Annotated in this window: 19 protein-coding genes and 1 tRNA gene; 16 read left to right on the top strand and 4 right to left on the bottom strand. The window is 69.0% G+C overall.

All coding sequences use genetic code 11. The features are described 5' to 3' along the window. Positions 1-54: 54 nt before the first annotated feature. The 4 genes from AC1DB1_RS15930 to AC1DB1_RS15945 all read left to right on the top strand — a co-directional run bounded on the left by AC1DB1_RS15930 (position 55) and on the right by AC1DB1_RS15945 (position 6,105). Positions 55-1,194 (top strand): YlbL family protein, encoded by a 1,140-nt coding sequence (locus AC1DB1_RS15930; RefSeq protein WP_477201500.1) that lies wholly within the window; start codon positions 55-57, stop codon positions 1,192-1,194. A 137-nt stretch (positions 1,195-1,331) separates the two neighbouring features. Continuing rightward, on the top strand, positions 1,332-4,244 hold the full coding sequence (locus tag AC1DB1_RS15935; RefSeq protein WP_477201501.1) for a UPF0182 family membrane protein: 2,913 nt from the start codon (positions 1,332-1,334) through the stop codon (positions 4,242-4,244). 185 nt (positions 4,245-4,429) lie between these two features. Next, the gene (locus tag AC1DB1_RS15940; protein ID WP_373877154.1) at positions 4,430-5,626 is read left to right on the top strand and encodes an ROK family transcriptional regulator; all 1,197 of its coding nucleotides are present in this window, start codon (positions 4,430-4,432) and stop codon (positions 5,624-5,626) included. Continuing rightward, complete coding sequence (locus tag AC1DB1_RS15945; protein ID WP_477201502.1) at positions 5,626-6,105, top strand: hypothetical protein; 480 nt, start codon at positions 5,626-5,628, stop codon at positions 6,103-6,105. The genes AC1DB1_RS15940 and AC1DB1_RS15945 overlap by 1 nt, the downstream gene beginning before the upstream one ends. Positions 6,106-6,159: 54 nt before the next feature. On the opposite strand, the gene AC1DB1_RS15950 is transcribed toward AC1DB1_RS15945, so the two are convergent. Then, positions 6,160-7,299 (bottom strand): ROK family transcriptional regulator, encoded by a 1,140-nt coding sequence (locus AC1DB1_RS15950; RefSeq protein ID WP_477201503.1) that lies wholly within the window; start codon positions 7,297-7,299, stop codon positions 6,160-6,162. 110 nt (positions 7,300-7,409) lie between these two features. On the opposite strand from AC1DB1_RS15950, the gene AC1DB1_RS15955 reads away from it, so the two are divergent. Next, on the top strand, positions 7,410-7,931 hold the full coding sequence (locus AC1DB1_RS15955) for an isochorismatase family protein (RefSeq protein WP_271178194.1): 522 nt from the start codon (positions 7,410-7,412) through the stop codon (positions 7,929-7,931). Positions 7,932-7,988: 57 nt separating this feature from the next. On the opposite strand, the gene AC1DB1_RS15960 is transcribed toward AC1DB1_RS15955, so the two are convergent. Beyond that, positions 7,989-8,062, bottom strand: a tRNA-Met gene (locus tag AC1DB1_RS15960). 166 nt (positions 8,063-8,228) lie between these two features. Here AC1DB1_RS15960 and AC1DB1_RS15965 point away from each other — a divergent pair. The 7 genes from AC1DB1_RS15965 to AC1DB1_RS15995 are packed head-to-tail and all read left to right on the top strand — an operon-like array spanning position 8,229 to position 14,220. Continuing rightward, on the top strand, positions 8,229-9,296 hold the full coding sequence (locus tag AC1DB1_RS15965; RefSeq protein ID WP_271178914.1) for a response regulator: 1,068 nt from the start codon (positions 8,229-8,231) through the stop codon (positions 9,294-9,296). After that, a complete protein-coding gene (locus AC1DB1_RS15970; protein WP_477201504.1) occupies positions 9,293-10,294 on the top strand; it encodes an ATP-grasp domain-containing protein in 1,002 nt (333 codons plus the stop codon). The genes AC1DB1_RS15965 and AC1DB1_RS15970 overlap by 4 nt, the downstream gene beginning before the upstream one ends. Continuing rightward, complete coding sequence (locus AC1DB1_RS15975; protein WP_477201505.1) at positions 10,291-11,031, top strand: PHP domain-containing protein; 741 nt, start codon at positions 10,291-10,293, stop codon at positions 11,029-11,031. Before AC1DB1_RS15970 ends, AC1DB1_RS15975 begins: the two co-directional genes overlap by 4 nt. Positions 11,032-11,074: 43 nt before the next feature. Continuing rightward, the gene (locus AC1DB1_RS15980; RefSeq protein WP_477201506.1) at positions 11,075-11,230 is read left to right on the top strand and encodes a hypothetical protein; all 156 of its coding nucleotides are present in this window, start codon (positions 11,075-11,077) and stop codon (positions 11,228-11,230) included. Next, the gene (locus AC1DB1_RS15985; protein WP_477201507.1) at positions 11,227-11,619 is read left to right on the top strand and encodes a response regulator; all 393 of its coding nucleotides are present in this window, start codon (positions 11,227-11,229) and stop codon (positions 11,617-11,619) included. Before AC1DB1_RS15980 ends, AC1DB1_RS15985 begins: the two co-directional genes overlap by 4 nt. Continuing rightward, positions 11,616-13,391, top strand: coding sequence for a sensor histidine kinase (locus AC1DB1_RS15990; RefSeq protein WP_271178199.1), 1,776 nt, complete (start codon positions 11,616-11,618; stop codon positions 13,389-13,391). Before AC1DB1_RS15985 ends, AC1DB1_RS15990 begins: the two co-directional genes overlap by 4 nt. 4 nt (positions 13,392-13,395) lie before the next feature. Further along, positions 13,396-14,220: a carbon-nitrogen hydrolase family protein gene (locus AC1DB1_RS15995; RefSeq protein WP_477201508.1), complete on the top strand. Its 825-nt coding sequence runs from the start codon at positions 13,396-13,398 to the stop codon at positions 14,218-14,220. Here AC1DB1_RS15995 and AC1DB1_RS16000 read toward each other — a convergent pair. After that, positions 14,190-15,392, bottom strand: coding sequence for a pyridoxal phosphate-dependent aminotransferase (locus tag AC1DB1_RS16000; RefSeq protein ID WP_477201509.1), 1,203 nt, complete (start codon positions 15,390-15,392; stop codon positions 14,190-14,192). The two genes, AC1DB1_RS15995 and AC1DB1_RS16000, sit on opposite strands and share 31 nt — an antisense overlap. A 165-nt stretch (positions 15,393-15,557) precedes the next feature. On the opposite strand from AC1DB1_RS16000, the gene AC1DB1_RS16005 reads away from it, so the two are divergent. The 4 genes from AC1DB1_RS16005 (at position 15,558) to AC1DB1_RS16020 (ending at position 20,137) form a co-directional block, all read left to right on the top strand. After that, entirely contained in the window at positions 15,558-17,267 is a 1,710-nt protein-coding gene (locus AC1DB1_RS16005) for a S1C family serine protease (protein WP_477201510.1), read from the top strand. Positions 17,268-17,386: 119 nt separating this feature from the next. Next, positions 17,387-18,442, top strand: coding sequence for a glycosyltransferase family 2 protein (locus AC1DB1_RS16010; protein ID WP_477201511.1), 1,056 nt, complete (start codon positions 17,387-17,389; stop codon positions 18,440-18,442). Positions 18,443-18,444: 2 nt separating this feature from the next. Beyond that, the gene (locus AC1DB1_RS16015; protein WP_477201512.1) at positions 18,445-19,263 is read left to right on the top strand and encodes a CDP-alcohol phosphatidyltransferase family protein; all 819 of its coding nucleotides are present in this window, start codon (positions 18,445-18,447) and stop codon (positions 19,261-19,263) included. Next, entirely contained in the window at positions 19,256-20,137 is an 882-nt protein-coding gene (locus AC1DB1_RS16020) for a glycosyltransferase family 2 protein (protein ID WP_477201513.1), read from the top strand. The genes AC1DB1_RS16015 and AC1DB1_RS16020 overlap by 8 nt, the downstream gene beginning before the upstream one ends. Here the strand turns inward: AC1DB1_RS16020 and AC1DB1_RS16025 are convergent. After that, positions 20,134-21,108 (bottom strand): hypothetical protein, encoded by a 975-nt coding sequence (locus AC1DB1_RS16025; RefSeq protein WP_477201514.1) that lies wholly within the window; start codon positions 21,106-21,108, stop codon positions 20,134-20,136. The genes AC1DB1_RS16020 and AC1DB1_RS16025 overlap by 4 nt on opposite strands. Between the last annotated feature and the right edge of the window lie 127 nt (positions 21,109-21,235).

The following is a 21,235-nucleotide window of genomic DNA, read 5'->3' on the forward strand; positions in this document are numbered from 1 at the left end:
CCTAGGCTCTAGCCCCGGGACGTGCGCCCGTGGCGAACAAACGAAAGGGATCGAGTGAGCCTCTTCACCGACGACGACCTCCAGCCGCAGTCCGCGGAGGAACGGCAGCGCGTTGCGCCGCCGCGCCGCGTGGTCATCGGATGGTCGCTGGTCGGCCTCGCCTTCGTGCTGACCCTCGTGCTCGCCCTGGTTCCGGCGCCGTACGTCATCGAGCAGCCCGGGCCCGTGTTCAACACGCTCGGGAAGGACCAGCCGGTCGGCGCGGCGGACAACCCGGACGCGAAGCCGCTGATCAGCATCCCGAGTCAGAAGACCTATCCGACGGCCGGCTCCCTCGACCTCCTCACGGTGTCGCTCGTCGGCGATCCCGATCACCGCCCGAGCTGGTTCGAGATCGTCAGCGCGTGGTTCCAGCCGAGCAAGGCCGTGCTCCCCGTCGACGTCGTGTTCCCTCCGGGCACCACCACCGAGCAGTCGAACGCGGAGAACGCCGCACTGATGGTGAACTCGCAGCAGGATGCCGTGGCCGCCGCCCTCAATGAGCTCGGCTACACCTTTCCCGAGGCCGTCGCGGTCAAGCAAGTGATCAAGGGCACGCCCGCCGAGAAGGTGTTCAAGGTCGGCGATGAGATCACGAGCGTCAACGGAAAGCCGGTGCCGGGGGTGCAGTCGCTGCGCACCCTGGTCTCGGCCAACGGCACGACCAAGCCGGCCGAGGTGGGCATCACGCGCAATGGCGCCGCCTCCACCGTCTCGATCACTCCGGTGAAATCCGGCGGTCAGACCGTGCTCGGCATCGGAGCGGGGATGGACTACACCTTCCCGTTCGACGTGAAGATCCAGCTCGACAACGTCGGTGGGCCGAGCGCCGGTCAGATGTTCGCGCTCGGCATCATGGACAAGCTCACGCCCGGCAAGCTCAACGGCGGAAAGCGCATCGCGGGCACCGGCACCATCGACAACGAAGGCAATGTCGGCCCGATCGGCGGCATCCGGCAGAAGATGTACGGGGCCAGGGCGGCCGGCGCGACCTACTTCCTCGCGCCGCAGTCCAATTGCGACGAGGTCACGGGGCACATCCCGAGCGGGTTGAAGGTCTTCGCCGTGAAGACGCTCGACGACTCGCTCGCCGCGCTCAAGGCGGTCAGCTCGGGCGGAAGCACCGCGAAGCTCGCGACCTGCCCGGCCTCCTGACGCCCGCCTGCGCCGCACGTCTGTTCATAGCGCTTACATAGGCTCGCTCACAGCGAACCCGAGCGCAGCAATCTCGCAGCGTGCCGCGCCTAGGATGGTTCCTGACCTTTCCACGCGAGAGCAATGAGGGCCCATTCGTGAGTTCAACAGCAGCCGTTAGACCACCAGGACGCCGCCGTGCGGCCATCTGGATCACTTTGGGCGTGATCGTCGCTCTGGTCATCCTCTTCTTCGTGTTCGCGGGACTGTACGCCGACATCCTCTGGTACCAGCAGTTGGGCTTCCTCAACGTGCTCACCACGCAGTGGCTGGCCGCCGGAGTGATGTTCTTCATCGGGTTCCTCGGCATGGCCGTGCCGCTCTGGCTCGCGATCCAGCTGGCCTACCGGCTCCGCCCGGTCTACGCCAAGCTCAACACGCAGCTCGACCGGTATCAGCAGGTCATCGAGCCGCTCCGGCGTCTCGCGATGTACGGCATCCCGATCGTCTTCGGCATCTTCGCCGGCGTCTCGGCCGGTTCGCGCTGGCAGACCGTGCTGCTGTGGCTCAATGGCACGCCGTACGGCAAGACCGACGCGCAGTTCCATCTCGACATCGGGTTCTACCTGTTCGCGCTGCCGTTCTATCGCAGCCTCGTCGGGTTCGCCTCGGCGGTCGTCATCATCTCGCTCATCGCCACGCTCGCAACGTGCTATCTCTACGGTTCGATCCGGGTGAGCGGCCGCGAGGTGCGCATCTCGAAGTCGGCCCGCATCCAGATCGCCGTGACGGCGGCGCTCTACCTGCTGCTGCAGGCGGTGAGCATCTGGCTCGACCGGTTCGCGACGGTCACCGACGCCAACGTCAACGACATGATCAACGGCGCGGCGTACACCGACGTGAACGCCACCATCCCCGGACGGGCGGTGCTCGCCGGCATCGCCGTGTTCGTGGCCGTGCTGTTCATCGTGACGGCCTTCATCGGCCGCTGGCGCTTCCCGATCGTCGGAACCGCGCTGCTCATCGTCGCCGCCCTCGTGGTCGGCGCGATCTATCCCTGGATCGTCCAGCGCTTCCAGGTCGAGCCGAGCCAGAAGACGCTCGAGACGCCGTATGTGCAACGCGGCATCGATGCGACACGCGACGCCTACGGGCTCAGCAGCATCGACGTCATCCCGTACAACGCCAAGACCACGGCCGAGCAGGGCGCGCTGCGCAAGGACGCCCAGACCACAGCACAGATCCGCATCATCGACCCGGCCGTCGTCAGCCCGTCGTTCCGCCAGCTGGAGCAGTTCCGCCAGTACTACGCGTTCCCGAACAACCTGGCGGTCGACCGCTACAACATCGACGGCAACGATCAGGATGCCGTGGTCGCGGTGCGCGAGCTGCAGCAGTCCGGTCTGACCAGCGCCCGCAACTGGTACAACGACACCGTCGTGTACACGCACGGCTACGGTCTGGTGGCCGCGTACGGCAACCAGCGCTCCACCGACGGGCAGCCGGTCTTCCTGGAGTCGGGCATCCCGAGCAAGGGCTCGCTCGGCACCTATGAGCCGCGCATCTACTTCGGCCAGCAGTCGCCGACGTACTCCATCGTGGGCGGGCCGAAGGGTGGCAAGGCCGTCGAGCTCGACTATCCGGGCGGGGAGGGCGACGCGCAGCAGACGTACACGACCTTCGACGGCAACGGCGGACCGAAGCTCGACAACATCTTCAAGCGCCTCGTCTACGCCCTCAAGTTCCAGGACGAGCAGATCGTGCTGTCGGATGCGGTGAACAGCGACTCGCAGATCCTCTACGACCGCGACCCCATCAAGCGTGTGCAGAAGGTCGCTCCGTACCTGACGCTCGACTCGCAGGCGTACCCCACGGTCGTCGACGGCCGGGTGAAGTGGGTCATCGACGGCTACACGACGAGCGATCAGTTCCCGTACTCGCACGTCGGCAGCCTGAGCGACGCGATCGCTGACACCGAGACGCCGAAGCCCGCGTACGCATTCGACGACATCAACTACATCCGCAACTCGGTCAAGGCGACGGTCGACGCGTACGACGGTTCGGTCACGCTGTACGCGTGGGACGACAAGGACCCCGTGCTGAAGACGTGGGAGAAGATCTTCCCGACGACGGTGAAGCCGATCAGCGACATGAGCGCTCAGCTCATGAGTCACGTGCGCTACCCGGCCGACCTGTTCAAGGTGCAGCGCTCGGTCCTCGGCCAGTACCACGTGACCGACGCCGGTTCGTTCTACTCGCGGGAAGACGCCTGGACCACTCCGAACGACCCGGTCTCCGCGCAGAGCAGCCCGACATTGCAGCCGCCGTACTACCTGACGATGCAGATGCCGGGTCAGACGGCGCCGGAGTTCTCGTTGTACACCACCTTCATACCCCAGGCCTCGAGCGAGGCCAGTCGTTCGGTGCTGAAGGGCTACCTCTCCGTCGACTCGAACGCGGGGTCGACGAAGGGGGTGAGGGCGGACAGCTACGGCAAACTGAGACTCCTGACCCTGCCATCGAGCGATACGGTGCCAGGGCCTGGGCAGGTGCAGAACAGCTTCAACTCCGATCCGAGCGTCTCTCAGCAGCTCAACCTGCTGAGACAGGGCAAGACCGACGTCATCAACGGCAACCTGCTCACGCTGCCGGTCGGTGGCGGACTGCTCTACGTGCAGCCGGTCTACGTCAAGTCGACGGGCGAGACGAGTTACCCGCTGCTGCAGAAGGTGCTGGTCGCGTTCGGTGACAAGATCGCGTTCGAGGACACCCTCGACCAGGCGCTCGATGTGCTCTTCGGGGGCGACTCCGGTGCGACCGCCGGCGATACGAACGTGCCGACGACCGGGGGGACGACTCCGCCGTCCACCGGTTCCGGCGGCGGGTCCGGATCGACCGAGACGAACAACGCTGCGCTGCAGCAGGCCCTCCTGGATGCGCGCGCTGCGCTGACCGACCGTGCGGCCGCCCTCAAGGCGGGCGACTGGACGGCGTACGGCCTGGCCGACGCGCGCCTCACCAAGGCCCTGCAGCAGGCGCTGCAGGCGGAGGGTTCCACTTCGAGCAAGTAGCAGGACGATCAGCACCGACGGCCCGCACGGACAACCGTGCGGGCCGTCGGTGTGTCGGCGTATGTTCGCTCCCTATACAAAGTTCGGCTCCTCGTCGACGCGCGGTGGCCGCCGGTTCCCGCCAGGGCGGAATTCGAGCACGGAAATGCTTGCGTAAACTTTGATTGTCGACTTTACTAACAAACATGCTGGTGGACGAAGGACGGCGCTCGGCGCTCGGTGAGATCGCACCCCATCCGGGCGATCGGGGCATGGTTCCCGGGCGGGCTCTGCGCCCCAGCGCGAAGGTGCTCCCCGAGCACGCTCGCAACCACAACCGCTCACTCGTGCTCCAGACGCTGTACCGCGCCGGGCAGGTGAGCCGAGCCGACCTGGCGCGCGAGACGGGCCTCACCCGCGTCACGATCTCCGACCTCGTCGCGGGTCTCATCGCCGAGGGCCTCGTGGTCGAACTCGGCCAGCGCGACGACTCACGGCCGGGCAAGCCCGCCGTGCTGCTCGACATGAACCGCGCCACCACGCAGATCATCGGCATCGACCTCAGCGAGCACTCGGTCTTCCGCGGCGCCGTGCTCGACATCGACGGCGAGATCCTCGCGAGCGCCGAGGTCGCGCTCGCCGGCAGCCGCGGGAGCGACGCGACGGCCAAGGTGCTCGACCTGGTCGACCGCCTGGTGGATGCGACGAGCGCGCACATCCTCGGCATCGGCATCGGGTCGCCGGGCATCGTCGAGCCGAGCGGCACCGTCGTGGCGGCGCCCAACCTGGGCTGGACGGACGTCCCCCTGCAGCGCATCGTGGCCGAGCACACGGCCCTCCCGGTCTTCGTCGCCAATGACGCGAACGTCGCCGTTCTCGCCGAACACGGGTTCGGGGGAGCGCACGGGGACATGATGCTCGTCAAGGTCGGGCACGGCGTCGGCTCCGGCCTGCTGGTCGCGGGAGCCCTCGTGTTCGGCAGCCGGTTCGCCGCGGGCGAGATCGGTCAGGTGATCGTCGGCACCGACGACGGACCGGAAGCCCCGTACGACCGTGAGAAGTGCCTTGAGGCCTGGCTCGCAGTGCCCCGGCTCGAGTCCCGCGTCGCCGCGGCGGCCATCGCCGGTGAACCCGTCGCGCCGGTGCTGAGGGAGGCCGGGCAACGGCTGGGTGTCGCCCTCGCACCGATCGTCGGCGCCCTCAACCTCTCCGAAGTCGTCGTCAGCGGGCCGGAGGAACTGGTCGACGGGCCGCTCCTCGAGGCGGTCGGGGAGACGCTCCGCAACCGCACGATGGCCGGTTTCCATTCGGATGCGACGATCCGGATGACCAGTCAGGGGCGCGACATCGTGCTCCGCGGCTGTGTCGTCATGGTGCTCTCCGCGCAGCTCGGGGTCTCCTGATGACTCTGGTGCTGGAGCGCGAGGACACCGACACCGCTGTCGTGGAGTCCTTCGCGATCGCACCGCGCGCCAAGGAGTCCCTTCCCCTGTTCCGCGGGCGGTGCACCGTCGTCCGGCTGGCGAGCATCGACAACGACGTGCTCGGCGTCCCGCGCTGGTCAACGTTCGCCGAGATCTGGGGCGAGCCCGGCTCCGACAGGACGCTGCGCTGGGTGGACAATCCGGTGGTGACCGTCGGGCCGCACGACGACCCCGATCTGGTGCTCGCAACCCGCACGCCCGTCGTGGTGGTCGGGATCGACAACGAGCGCACTGCGTATGCGAGAGTCGTGATCGACGCGATCCGCGCATCCTGCAACTCGGTGCTCGTCGTGGACATGGGCCACCGTCTCACGGGGCACAGCTACGCGGACGTCGCGACGTTCGGCTTCGACCGCGATCGCGGCGCCGCGCTCATCCGGCTGCTCACGGCCCGCTGAGGCCGGTCGGTCACCGGTCGGTCACCCGAGCACGCCCGGAGCCTCCGGAACGCCTCAGAGGGCCCAGGAGACCCCGAGGGTCGACTGCAACGCGTGCTGGGCAGCGCCGCGGAACGGCTGCTCCAGGGCGACCTTGGCATAGCGGAAGCTGAGCGGCATCGCCGCGCGCACGGTGTGACGCGCGGCCTCCGCCCGCAGGTGCCCGATGAACTCGTCACCGAGCTTGGGGGCGGTGCCGCCGAGCACGACGTTCGGCACGTCGAGGGCGGCACCGACGAGCAGCAGCGCGCGCGCCAGCACGCGGGCGCCGAAGGCGATCCGCTCACGCGACTCCTGGGTCGAGGCGAGCGCGACGACATCCACTGACTCCAGGTCGGTGCCGTGGGGGAGTCCGACGAGCGAGGTCACCGAGACCACCTCTTCGAGGCAGCCGCGGTTGCCGCAGGCGCAGAGCGGCGCATCCGGCCCGAAGAGCACGGGGACGTGGCCGATCTCACCGGCCCGATGCGCGGCGCCGGCGAGCAGGGAGCCGTCGACGATGAACGCGGCCCCGACGCCGGTGCTGAGCGAGACGAACATCTGATTCGCGCCGAACTGATCGGAGGTCGCGTAGTCGGCCAGCGCTTCTGCGTCCGCGTCGTTCACGAGGTGCACGGGGGCGTCGACGATGTCGCGCAGGGCGTCGGACAGGTTGACGTCGCTCCAGCCGAGCTGCACGCTCTCGCGGATCAGCGGACCGTCGGCGATGCCGGGCACCTGGACGCCGACGGCGACGACGCGAGCGGTGGTCGCGGCCACCAGGCGGCGTACGACCAGCTGCACGTCCTCGATCGCTCCCGGCGTGACCGGCTTCTGCGACAGGGAAGTGACCTCGGATCCGAGCAGATTCACCACGGCGCCGCGCACCAGGCCGGGCTGCACGATGACCGAGAGCAGCACGTGTCGAGAGGGGTCGATCTGGAGCGTGGTCGCGCGCTTGCCTCCCGTGCTCTCCGCACGCTGACCCTCGAGCACCAGGCCGTCGGCCAACAGGCCGCTGAGCAGGGACGACACGGTCGCGGACGTGAGGCCGGTGCGGCGGGCGATGCTCGCGCGCGTGGCGGTTCCGCTGCCGGACAGCACGAGCTGCAGTGCGCTCGTGAGATTGCGCTCACGAACGGCGGCCTGTGTCGCCTTGCTGTGATCCTCTGCCACTTGCCGCTCCTCGACGCGCGTTCTCCCCGCAGTCGACCCTAGCGAACGGCCGCTGCGCACGACGGAAGCGACGGGTGGCGATTCCGGCTGGACGGGCGCAAGATGGCGGGATGGGGAACGCACTGATCCTGGTGGACGCGCAGCGCGACATGCTGGAGGGCGAGACCGCCGTCGAGCAGGCGGAGACGTTCCGCGCGGCGCTGTTCGAGCTGCTGGAGCGTGCCCGCGCGGCCGGCGTGCCCATCGTGCACGTGCAGAACGATGGAGCGGTCGGCGAGCCCGACCAGCCCTGGACTCCCGGCTGGGAGCTCAGCTTCCGGGCGCTCCCCGGCGAGCCGGTGGTCCGCAAGGCGGTCAGCAACACGTTCGAGGCGAACCCGGCGCTGGCAGATGTGCTGCGGGCGATGGGCGTCGACGCGGTCGTGGTCGCCGGGCTGCAGAGCGAACTGTGCATCCAGGCGACGAGCAGGGGGGCTCTCGCACACGGGTTCGACGTGACGGTGCCAAGCGACGGCCACACCACCTACGACGACGGCGAACCGGCCGCGGCGATCGCGGAGCGGGTGACGCGTGAACTCGAGGCCGACGGCGTTCGCATCCTCGACCTGGAGCACGTCGTCTTCGCCCGCTGAGGGGCGCCGATCCAAAGGATAAGGCCCGGATTCCCAAGGGAATCCGGGCCTTTCTTGTTGCGGGGGCAGGATTTGAACCTACGACCTCTGGGTTATGAGCCCAGCGAGCTACCGAGCTGCTCCACCCCGCGGCACAAGAATTGACTCTAGCACGAAGGTCGGCCAACAGAAAAATCGGCGCCGCATCCCAGGGCCAGGACACGCCCGGTGCGCGCGCGAACCCCTCGCACACGGGGTTTCAATACAAAGACATGATCGCGTTCCGCCGATAGAGTCGGACCGAGAGGGGGAATGCCGATGGTCAGTGGGATGCAGAAGTACCGGGTCTGCGTGATCGAGGACGATCCCGATGTCGCCCTCTACATGAAGACGGTGCTCGAGAAGCGGGCCGACGCCGTCGTGCTCGCGATCACCGCCCCGGCCATCGCCCTGCAGAGCATCGCCGAATTCGAGCCGGATGTCGTGATCACCGACATCGAGATGCCCGGCATCTCCGGGCTCGACCTCCTCAAGTCGCTGCGCGCCAGCCATCCGGGGATGCCCGTCGTCGTCATGACCGCGCACGTCTCGGTCGACTACGCCGTCTCGGCTCTGCGCGCCCAGGCCGACGAGTTCCTCACCAAGCCGATCGCCTCGGCCGATCTCGTCTCCATCGTCAACCGCCTCGCGGAGCAGGGCCGCACCAGGAAGGCCGCGCAGGCGCCGCAGGTCGTGCTCGCGATCGGCGCGCATCCGGATGACGTGGAGATCGGCGTCGGAGGCATCCTGTCGGCGCACCGCGACGCCGGCAACGACGTCGTCATCCTGACTCTTTCGCGCGGGGCGCGCGGCGGCGACGCGAACGACCGCCAGCACGAGTCGCTCGCTGCCGCGGAACTCCTCGGCGCGCGGCTCTTCCTCGAAGACCTCGAGGACACGCGGATCTCCGCCGCCGACCCCACGGTGAGCATCATCGAGCGCGTCGTCGCCGAGGTCCGGCCCGACATCGTCTACACGCATTCGGCGCACGACCGTCATCAGGACCACCGGGCCGTGCACTCGGCGACGCTGGTGGCGACGCGGTCGGTGCGGACCGTCTGCTGCTACCAGAGCCCGTCGGCCACGATCGACTACCGGCCCACCCGGTTCGTGCCGATCGACGGCTTCACCGAATCGAAGCTCGCGCTCATCGACTGCTTCCGCTCGCAGACCGAGCTGCGCGCCTACCTCGAGCCCGATTTCGTGCTGGCGACCGCGCGCTACTGGTCGCGGTTCGGCGGCGGGACGAACTGCGAGCCGCTCGAAGTCATCAAGGACACAGCAGACATCTCCGTGCCGGCCTCGTCGATGACGGCGGGCACCCGATTCAAAGGGAACAATCAGTGACACGAGTGCTCGTGACCGGAGCAGGCGGACCCGCCGGCGTCGCGGTCATCCGATCCCTGCTCGCCCGCGACGATGTCGAAGTGCTCGCCGCCGACATGGACGGCTGGGCCAGCGGGCTCTACCTCGTCGAGGCGGAGAACCGGCGGATCGTGCCGGCCGGTCGGTCGGAGACGTTCGTCGACGAGCTGATCGCGATGTGCTCCTCCGACAGCATCGACGTGCTGTTCTCGACCGTCGACGTCGAGCTGCCAGGACTGGCGGCTCGCCGGGACGAGCTGCAGGCCGTCGGCACCGCGCTCGCGGCGCCGAGCCTCGAGACCCTCACCGTGTGCCTCGACAAGTTCCAGCTCGCGGAGCGCTGCACACCGTCCGTCCGCGTGCCGGAGACGCACCTGCTCGACGGTGAGGGCGTCGGCGCCGACTGGACCTTCCCGGTCATCGTCAAGCCGCGCAGCGGCGCGGGCTCGCGTGGCGTCAAGCTCATCGCCGACAGGGTGGCGCTGGAGGCGCTCGGCACCGACCACAGCATCCTGATCCAGGAGAACCTGCCGGGCGAGGAGTTCTCGGTCGACGTGATCGCGGGGCTCGACGGGCACGTGATCGCCGCCGTCCCGCGCTCGCGCGAGCGCGTCGACTCCGGCGTCTCGATCGCCGGGCGCACGGTCCGCCGGGCCGAGCTCTCCGAGACGGCCGCCGCCGTCGCACGGGCGATCGGACTCACCGGCGTCGCCAACGTGCAGCTGCGATACAGCAGCACGGGGGAGCCGGCGCTGCTCGAGGTCAATCCGCGTTTCCCCGGCGCCATGCCGCTGACGATCGCCGCAGGCGTCGACATGCCGTCGCTGCTCCTCGACCTCGTGCTCGGGCGTCCGGTGCCCGATCAGGTGGAGTTCGCCGAGATCGCCAACGTGCGCTACCTCGAAGACGTGTTCCTCGACCCCGCCGACGTGCTCGTGTCCGAGAACGCCGCGCACAGCGAGGGGCCCGGCGAAGAATGACGGTGACGCGGAGCGGACTGCTGCGCGGAGACTTCCACGTGCACTCCACGTTCTCCGACGATGCCGTCAGCAGCCTGGCCGAGAATCTGGCCGCCGCAGCCGCCGTCGGACTCGAGCGCATCCGGCTCATCGACCATGTGCGGATGTGGACCACCTGGGTGCCCGAGTTCGTCGCGGCCGTCGCCGCGGAGGCGGTTCCGGCGGGCCTGACCGTGTTCACCGGGGTCGAGGCGAAACTGCTCGATTCCTCCGGCGCCGTCGACACCCCGGCCGACCTGCTGGTCGGCGCGGCAGGTGGCGTGGACACGGTCGTGATCGGCGACCACCAGTTCCCCGGCACAGACGGCCCGTGGTCCCCGTCGGCGACCCGCGAGCGGCTTGCGAACGGTCTCGCGGCCGACGATGCGCTGGATCTGCTGGTCACGGCCAGCATCCGGGCGATGGAGCGCACGCCGAACGCGCAGCTCGCCCACTGGTTCTCGATCCTGCCCAAGGTGGGCCTCGCCGAAGAGCAGCTCGGTGCCGAGCGCCTGACCGCCTGGGCGAAGGCGGCGGCGGCCACGGGCACCATCGTCGAGGTGAACGAGAAGTGGGCGTGCCCGGGGCCGGACGCGGTGTCCGCCCTGATCGCCGCGGATGCGCGTATCGTCGCCTCCACAGACAGTCACGATGCCGCGGATGTCGGTCGCTACGACCGCGTCGCACGCATCCTCGAGAGCGCCGGGGTACCGGCATGACGGCCGGTGCTTCCGCGAGCGGAACAGCCAGAAGGACGAACCCATGAGTCCCGCAGAGGTCAACAGCGAACTGCGCGCCGAGCTGCAGCAGGAGATCGATGACAACCGGCGATCGGAGTACCGCCTGCTTCCGTATGCGGGTATCGCCGTGGTCGTGCTCGCAGCGATCATCGTGGTCAGGGTGGTGTTCTTCTCGTGACGGACGTCGTCAAGCGCGTCGTCGTCGCGGACGATGACGCCGACATCCGCACTCTGATGGTGATCGCGGCGGAGCGCGCCGGAGTCGAGGTCGTCGCGGCGGTCGACAACGGCAGGCTGGCGCTCGACGCCGTGCGCGCCGGCGGTATCGACCTGGCGGTGCTCGACATCTCGATGCCGGGCCTCAACGGCGTGCAGGTCGCCGAGAGCATCCGCGCCGACTCGGAGATGAAGAAGACGTTGATCCTGATGGTCTCGGCGTCGGTGCAGTTGCTCACGGATCACGGCGTGGTGGCGGACCGCTCCGACGGCTTCATGATCAAACCGTTCAGTCCGAAGGCGCTCTCCGGGCGCATCCGGGAGATGCTCGGCATCGGAGCGATCGCATGACCATCGATCGCTGGCTGAAGCGGATCTCGATCGAGTCGCCCTCGCCGATGCTCAAGCAGGTCCCGACGATCGCGGGGTTCGCGCTCGCGCTGATCATCATGCTGCTGCCGTTCCAGCCGACGGTCGCCGACATCCCCTCGTTCGTCACGGGCATCGTGCTCATCGCGGTCGCCTCGGTGCTCGCGGCGGCGCTCCCGTGGCAGCGAATCGGCACCGAGTGGACCCTGATCGTCCCTGTGCTCTCCCTGGTGGCGGTCGGCTTCTTCCGCCTCGGCACGGGTGGATCGGCCTCGCCGTTCGGAGTGCTGATCCTGCTGCCCTTCGTGTGGATCGCCTCGGAGGAGGGCCGCCTCAACGTGCTGATCGCCGCGCTCGGCGTCTTCCTCGTGCTTCTCGCGCCGCTCCTGCTCAGCGACCAGCCGACCAGCGTTGCCGAGTGGGTGCGCGCGTTCTTCTCGCCGCTCATCTACCTCATCGTCGCCGGCGTGATCAACGAGATCGCGCACCGGGTGAGGCAGCAGCTCGCCGCGGCGCAGGGGGCGGCGGAACAGCGCAAAGCCCTGCTCGACGACGCGGTGCGCGCCTCCGACGAGCTGGCGCTCAACGAGGCCCGGCTGAAGACGGCGAACCGCCTGATCCAGAGCATCTGGAACGCGGTCACCGAGCAGTCGGTGATCGGCACCGACCTCGACGGTCTCATCGATGTGTGGAACCCGGGCGCAGAGAAGATGCTCGGGCTCACCTCGGAGCAGGTGCTCGACGGCACCCATCACATGGTCGACTTCCACCTCATCTCGGAGCTCGAGGAGCGGCTCCGCGACATGGATGCGCGGCTGACGACCGTCTCGAGCGCGGAGGACTTCTCCGCTCTCGTCGATGCGGTGCGCTCGGGGTACGCCGATGTGCGCGACTGGACCTACGTGCGTCCCGACGGCAAGCACGTGCCCGTGCAGGTCGCCGCCACGCCCCGCCTCGACGAGAACGGGCACCGCGTCGGCTTCATCTTCGTCGCGACGGACATGACCAAGGCCCGCGAGTTCGCGCGCCTGAAGGACGAGTTCGTGGGCCTCATCTCGCACGAGCTCCGCACACCGCTGAGTTCGATCCTGGGCTACCTGGAACTGATGCGCGACGACGAGGACGACCCGCTGTCGGCCGAGCAGCTGCAGTATCTGGGGGTCGCCGAACGCAACGCGCACCGTCTCCTGAAGCTCGTCGGCGACCTGCTCTTCACCGCGCAGGTCGAGTCCGGCCGCTTCCCGCTTGCCATCAAGCAGGTCGAGCTCGATACGGTCATCGCCGCATCGGTCGACACGTCACGGCCGATCGCGGCCAATGCCGGCGTGAGCCTGGTGGCGGAGGTGCCGGAGAGACCGACGGTGATCCCCGGTGATCCGGTGCGCATCGGGCAATCGATCGACAACCTCGTCTCCAACGCGGTGAAGTTCACCCCCGCGGGCGGAACGGTGACCGTCTCGCTGCGCACCGAACCCGAGGAAGCGGTGATCACGGTCACCGACACCGGCATCGGGATCCCCGCGGTCGAGCTCGGTCAGCTCTCCACCCGGTTCTTCCGCGCGTCCACCGCGACCCGCAACGCGGTGCCCGGTGTCGGGCTCGGACTCACGATCACCAAGGCGATCGTGACCGCGCACGGCGGCCGGCTCGACATCGCGAGCGAAGAGGGCGTCGGGACCTCCATCAGCCTGCACCTGCCCCTGCAAGCGGCGGCGCTCGAGATGGAGTCCGCGTCGATCGAGATGCGGGACTAGCGCGATGTCGGAAGCCGCCCCCGGCATCCTGGTCGCCGTCGCCCAGTTCGCGCCGACCGACGACCGCGTGCACAACCGCGACCTGATCGCCGTGTTCACGGCGATCGCCGCAGCGCGTGGATCGCGTCTCGTCGTCTTCCCCGAGTACTCCTCGTTCTTCGTGGATCCGCTCGGCGAGGCGTTCGTGCGCAATGCGGAGCCCCTGGACGGCGAGTTCGTCGGCTCGCTCGTCTCGGCGGCGGGCGAGCACGGCATCCACATCGTCGCCGGGCTGGTCGAGTCGACCGACGATCCCAAGCGCTTCTCGAACACGCTCGTCGCCGTCTCACCGGTGGGAGACGTCGTCGCCACCTATCGCAAGCAGCACCTCTACGACGCCTTCGGCGCCTCGGAGTCGGACTGGGTCGTCGCGGGGGCCCTGGACGCCCTGCAGACGTTCGAGGTCGACGGGATCCGCGTCGGGATGCAGACCTGCTACGACATCCGGTTCCCTGAGGTCACCCGCCGCGTCGTCGACGCCGGGGCCGAGCTGGTTCTCGTGCCCGCCGAATGGGTGCGCGGTCCGCTCAAGGAGGAGCACTGGCGCACGCTGCTCACCGCGCGGGCGATCGAGAACACGGTGTACATCGCGGCGGCGGATCACACGCCGCCGATCGGTGTCGGCGGGAGCCTGATCGTCGATCCGATGGGCGTGGCCCTCGCCGGACTCGGCGAGACGACGGGCGTTGCCGTCGCCGAGGTGTCCGCCGCGCGTCTCCGCGACGTGCGCGAAGCGAATCCGAGCCTGGTGCTGCGCCGCTACGAGGTGCGGCCGAGGACGGCCAGCTGAGCTGCAGCCCGCTCGAGCACCTCGACGCGCTTGCAGAAGGCGAAGCGCACGAGGGATGCCGTGCTCGCCGCGTAGTCGCGGGTGCAGAAAGCCGACACCGGCACGGCGACGACGCCGGCGAGCCGCGGGAGTTCGCGGCAGAACGTGACGGCGTCGTCGTACCCGAGCGGGGCGGCGTCGGCGACCACGAAGTACGTGCCGTCGGTGGCGAAGACGTCGAAGCCGGCGGAGGCGAGCCCGGAGGAGAGCAGGTCCTTCTTGCGGCCCAGCTCGGCGGCGATGCCGGCGAAGTACTCGTCGCCGAGGCGGAGACCGGTCGCGATCGCCGGCTGGAAGGGTGCTCCGTTGACGTAGGTGAGGAACTGCTTCACGGTGAGGATCGCGGTGATCAGGTCGGCGGGCGCCGTGACCCAGCCGATCTTCCATCCGGTCGTGTTGAACGTCTTGCCTCCGGAGGAGATCGTGATCGTGCGTTCCCTGGCGCCCTCGAGCGTCGCGATCGGAACGTGGCGCGGACCGAAGGTCAGGTGCTCGTACACCTCATCGGTCACGATGTACGCATCGTGCCGCTCGGCGAGCTCGACCACGGCCTGCAGCACGTCTGTGGAGAGCACGGTGCCGGTCGGGTTGTGCGGGGTGTTCACGAGGATCACGCGGGTGCGGTCGGTGACCGCCGAGCGCAGTTCGTCGAGATCCGGCTGGAAGCCGGGGAGCCGGAGCGGGACGGTGCGGTGCACCCCGCCCGCGAGCGCGATGAGCGCTCCGTACGCGTCGTAGAAGGGCTCGAAGGTCACGACCTCGTCACCCGGTTCCAGCAGCGCGAGCAGCGTGGCGGCGAGAGCCTCCGTCGCGCCGGCCGTGATCAGCACCTCCCTGTCCGGATCGACCGCCAGACCGTAGAACCGTTGCTGGTGCTCGGCGACGGCGAGCCGCAGGTCCGGGATGCCGATGCCGGGCGGGTACTGATTCCCGCCTCCGAGGATGGCGGCCACGGCGGCGTCGAGAACGGCGGCAGGGCCGTCTTCGTCGGGGAAGCCCTGACCGAGGTTGATGGCTCCCGTTTGCACCGCGAGCGCGCTCATCTCGGCGAAGATCGTGGGGGCGATCGAGCCGTCGTCGCCGAGGAGACCGGCGCCGCGCGCCGCTCGCTGCCACGAACCGTCGACCGTCATGGGAATCCTCTCGTCGCCTCCTCCCAACCTACGGCGTGACGGACCGCGCTGCATTCGATACGTTATGCAGAGTCATTGGCACGCGGTAGGTGGCCCACAGCACCCGCAAATAGAACGTTCAGGTTCGGGTTCCAAGCTGTCAGTGCTTGGAAGGAGCACCACATCATGACCGACACCCCGATCACTCCGGAGCCCGCGAAGCCCCAGCACGACGCCGACACCGAGTCGGTCGTGGATGCTGAGAACGTGAGCACTCCCGACACCCCCGCGACGAACGCCGAGACCCCGGCCGACACGCAGGCCACCGTGCCGCAGCCGGAGGCTCCGGCAGCGCCGGCCCCCGCAGCCGCAGCCCCCGAGGCTCCCGTCGCTCCTGCTGCGCCGGCCGCGTCGGCAGCGCCCGTTGCGCCCGCCGCACAGGGCACCCAGCCGACCCAGCCCGTTCCGCCGCAGCCCTACGGTGCGCCGACCGGGGCTCAGCCCACCGCGCCCCAGCCGAACTACGGCCAGGGATCGTTCGGCCAGCCTGCCGGTCACGCCTACCCCGGCACCCCGCAGCAGCCGTACGCGCCGAACGCCCACCACCAGCAGTACGCTGCGGCTCCCGGTGTGGTCACCGCCGACAAGCCGGCCAAGAAGCGCAACACCGGCGCCATCATCGCGACCCTCGCCATCGGCGCCCTCATCGGCGGCGTCGCCGGTGCAGGAGCCGGTGTCGGCATCTACGCGGCGTCCGGTGCAGGAAGCTCCATCGTGAAGACGGCGACCGGCCCGCAGAACATCACCGTCAACAACGCGAACGACGCGACCACGGTCACCGCCGTCGCGGCGGCGGCTTCCCCGAGCGTCGTCACCATCTCGGTCTCGGGCAGCAGCTCGGGTGGCACCGGCTCCGGCATCGTCCTGTCCTCGGACGGGTACGTGCTGACCAACACGCACGTGGTCACCCTCGACGGCCAGGCCTCGAACGTGAGCATCACCGTGCAGGACAACGACGGCAAGATCTACACGGCCAAGATCGTCGGCACCGACCCGACCACCGATCTCGCGGTGATCAAGCTCGACAACGCCAAGGGTCTCACCCCGATGAAGTTCGCCGACTCGAGCAAGCTCAACGTGGGTGACACCGCGGTCGCCATCGGCGCCCCGCTCGGTCTCTCCGGAACCGTCACCGACGGCATCGTCAGCGCGCTCAACCGCAGCATCAGCATCGCATCATCGGCCGCCCCGAAGTCGTCCGACGGCTCGACCGACGGTGGCAGCGGAAGCGGCGGCGACAGCAACGGCAACCCGTGGAACTTCGACTTCCCCGGCCAGGGCGGCTCCGGCTCCGGCGGCGACACCCAGACCCAGTCGACGGCCACGATCTCGCTCCCGGTCGTGCAGACCGATGCCGCGATCAACCCGGGCAACTCAGGCGGCGCGCTGCTCAACTCCAAGGGCGAGCTGATCGGCGTGAACGTCGCGATCGCGAGCGCATCCGGCACCTCCAGCTCGTCGCAGTCCGGCAGCATCGGCGTCGGATTCTCGATCCCGTCGAACCTCGCCAAGCGCGTCTCCGACGAGCTGATCAAGGACGGCAAGGCGACCCACGGTCTGCTCGGTGCTTCGGTCGCCGACGCCAGCTCCGACAGCAAGGCCACCACGGTCGGCGCGCTGATCAAGGACGTCACCAGCGGGGGAGCGGCCGCGGGCGCCGGTCTCAAGGCCGGCGACGTCGTGGTCGGCTTCAACGACCTGCCCATCACCAGCGCCACCGACCTGACCGCCCAGGTGCGCGCGCTGGCCGCAGGATCGAAGGCCGACGTGACCTACATCCGCAACGGTCAGACGAAGACCGCCACGGTCACGCTGGGATCGCTCCCCGCGAGCTGATCCATTCGAACCGAAACAGAGGCCGTCCCGCGCACAGCGGGGCGGCCTCTCTGCCGTTCTGCGCACCCTCCCAGGCGCGTGGAGTGGCGGCTGATAAGCTCGATCGTCCCGAACGACGAATGGATCAGATGGCGCACGACGCAGCACAGAACACCCTTCCCGGTGTCTCGTACGTGATGCCCGTCCTGAACGAGGTCACGCACGTGCGCGCCGCCGTCGACAGCCTGCTGCAGCAGGACTACGAAGGGCCGTTCGAAGTCACCCTCGCGCTCGGCCCGAGCATGGACGGGACGACCGAGCTGGTCGAGGAACTGGCGGCGGTCGACCCGCGCATCCGCGTCGTGGACAACGTGGTCGGCTCCACCCCGGCCGGACTGAACCTCGCGATCCGGGCATCCCGCTACCCCATCGTCATCCGCGTCGACGCCCATTCTGTGCTGCCGGCGGACTACGCGCGCATCGCCGTCGAGACGATCATCTCCACCGGCGCCGACAACGTCGGCGGGCTGATGGACGCGCAGGGCACCACCCCCTTCGAGAAGGCCGTCGCGCGGGCCTACGGCAGCAGGATCGGTCTCGGCGGAACGAAGCTGCACGTCGGAGGCGAGGCGGGCCCGGCAGAGACGGTGTACCTCGGCGTCTTCGTGCGGCAGCGGCTGCTCGACGTCGGGCTCTTCGCGGAGGACATCAAGCGGGGGCAGGACTGGGAGCTGAACCGGAGGCTTCGGGCATCCGGCGGGACCGTGTGGTTCACGCCCGAGCTGAAGGTGACCTACCGGCCGCGCCCCAACCTGTACCGGCTCGCCCGGCAGTTCGTCTCGACCGGGGTCTGGCGAGGCGAACTCGCACGTCGCTTCCCGTCCGCGAACGGCGTCCGCTATTTCGTGCCTCCGGCGATGGTGGTCGCGGTCGTGCTCGGCTTCCTCGTCGGCATCGCCGGTATCGTGCAGGCGGTGGTCGGAGCTCAGCCGTGGCTGCTCCTCGGATTCGCCGTCCCCGTCTTCTACGCGCTCATCGTGGTGGCCTCCGCCGTGGTGTGGGGCCGACGCGACGGTTTTCGCTCGTTCCTGTGGTTTCTCGTAGTCTTGCCGTGCATTCATTTCTGCTGGGGGATCGGATTCCTGCTCGGGTTCCTGTCGCTCAGCCGCAACATCACCGCCCACACGGGAAGGTAGCAATGTCAGCCCCAGTCCCCGGAGCGCGCAACGTGCGCCCGACGTCGATCGCCGAGCTGCGTGCCGTCGCCCAGCCGCCGGAGGTGCGCGGCCGCCGCAACGCCGAGCACTGGACGGCGTCGCTCTACCTGCGCAATCTGTCGCCCTACCTGACCTGGTGGCTGCTCAAGACGTCGATCAGCGCCAACGGCGTGACCGGACTGATGATCCTGACCGGATGGGCGGCCGCCGCGAGCCTGCTGATCCCCGGCATCGGAGGAGCCGCTCTGGCGCTCGTGCTCGGTCAGCTGCAGATGCTCGTCGATTGCTGCGACGGCGAGGTCGCCCGCTGGCGCGGCACCTCGTCGCCCGCCGGGATCTTCCTCGACAACGTCGGCCACTACTCGACCGAGACGCTGATCGCCATCGCCCTCGGCATCCGGGCAGCCGGATACCCGTTCCAGACGCCGGACGACTACCTGTGGACGAACCTCGGAACCCTGCTCGCCCTCATCATCGTGCTGAACAAGGCGCTCAACGACATGGTGCGCGTCGCGCGCGCGAATGCCGGACTGCCGAAACTGGCCGACACCCAGAGCGAGTACGCCCCGACCCACGGTGCGGTCGCACGGCTTCGACGGGTTGCGCGCTACGTGCCGTTCCATCGGCTCTACCACTCGGTGGAGCTGACCATGCTGATCTTCGCGTTCTCGGTGGTGGGGCTGTTCATCGGCGACCAGCTGGCGAACCGCATCCTGCTCGTCGCTCTGGTGCCGCTGGCGCTTCTCGCGCTCGTCGGTCACTTCGTGACGATCATGGCGTCGAAGCGCGTCCGTGTCTGAGCCCCACGTCGGCGTCATCGTCCTCACGCAGGGGACGCGCCCCGACGACCTCCGGCGCGGGATCGATTCGGTGCTCGCTCAAACCGGGGTCGTCACCGACATCGTCGTCGTCGGCAACGGCTGGGACCCATCGACCTCCGAGCCGCCGCTGCCCGCGGGCGTGCGTTCGCTGCACCTCCCCGAGAATCTCGGGATCCCCGCCGGCCGCAATCGGGGAGTCCCGGTGGCCGACGGCGAGATCCTGCTCTTCCTCGACGACGATGCGAGCATCCCGTCCGCGTCCTTCCTGACCGACGCCATCGGCCTGCTCGACCGCGATCCCAGCCTCGGCATGATCCAGCCGCGGATCGTCGACCCGTCGGGCACGATGTCGCCGCGGCGCTGGATCCCGCGCATCCGCAAGGGCGACCCCGCGCATCCGAGCGCCGTGTTCTCAGTGCTGGAGGCGGTGATCGTTATGCCCCGGAGCGTCTTCGACGCAGCTGGCGGCTGGGCAGCGCCGTTCTTCTACGCGCACGAGGGCATCGACCTGGCGTGGAAGGTCTGGGACGAAGGCCTGCGCGCGTGGTACGCGGGCGACCTGGAGGTCAACCACCCCGCGGTCTCGCCCACCAGGCACGCGGACTACTACCGCCTCAACGCCCGCAACCGGGTATGGCTGGCGCGGCGCAACCTGCCGGCCGTCCTGGTCCCGATCTACGTGGGCTCGTGGACGGGCATCCAGCTGCTGCGCTGGTTCCGCAAGCCGGCCGTGCTGCGCGCCTGGTTCGGCGGCTGGGCCGAAGGGTGGCGGAGCGATCCGGGCGAGCGGCGCCCGATCTCGTGGCGCACGGTGTGGCGGATGACCCTCGCGGGGCGGCCGCCGATCGTCTAGTCGTCCGCTCGCTCGTCGTCGTCATCCGGCGTGGTGGGGGCCGGCGTGCCGGCCGAGTCGGCGCTCGCCGAGCGTTCGATGGCGCGACGGCGGGGCATCACTCCGCGGACGGCGCGTCCGGCGCGGCCGGTCGACTCGGCTGCGACACTGCCGAGACGGCGCGCTCCGCCGACGGCCGCATTGAGAGAGCGTGCCGCGATGCTTCCATCGGGGCGCACCCGCACTGTGACGATGGCCGGTGCGAGAGCCGGGGGGAAACTCGTCGGCGCCGCGCCGAAGGCCAGACGCGAATTCTGCACGACGCGTCGCCCGACGATGTTGTTTCCGGTGCCGCCGATGACGGCGCCGATGCCGAAGGGGATCGCCCGGCCGATCAGGTTGGCGCCACCGCGGACGGCGAACTGACGCACAAAGGCGTTCTTCAGCCGGTCGACGAGAGGTCCGACGAGCATGCTGGGCAGGCTCGTGGTGACGAGTTCGCCCCAGTACGTGGACCGCGTACCCCCGGCGCCCGTGGCCTGCGAGGCGAGCTGACGCACCAGATCGGAGCCCTCCCGGCCGAGCATCATGGTCAGCACGAGTGCCCTGGCACGCTCGGGGTCGTCGACGGCGATGCCGTGCAGCTCGCTGAGCGACTGCGCGTAGAGGGAGGTTGCCTCGAGGAACCCGGCGGTCTCGAGCCCGGACAGCGCGAGAGTCACCCCGGTGCCGATCGCAGGGATGACGGCCGTCACGCCGACAGCAGCGCCGCCCGTCGTCACCGCCGCCAGGTAGCGACGCTCGAGGATGCCGGCCAGGGTGGCGGGATCTGCCTCCGGATGACGGCGCCGGATGCTCCGCAGATGTGCGAGCACAACAGGGCGCTGGATGGCGAGGAAGCGGTCGAGCGTGTTGTTCAGCGCGCGCGGGGTGTCTCCGCCCTTGGCCGGGCCGCCGGTGACCGACACGATCGGCTTCTGCTGTTTCGCCATCCATCCGAGTCTAGGTCGTGCGTCGGCGAACGACGGTCGTATGCGGAGGACACCCAGAAAATACAAGCCATGTCTGTCTCCGGTGTCCGAGGTCGAGGAACGGGAGGCTCACCGACTCTGGCATTCA

The organism is Leifsonia sp. 10N434 (assembly GCF_056394405.1).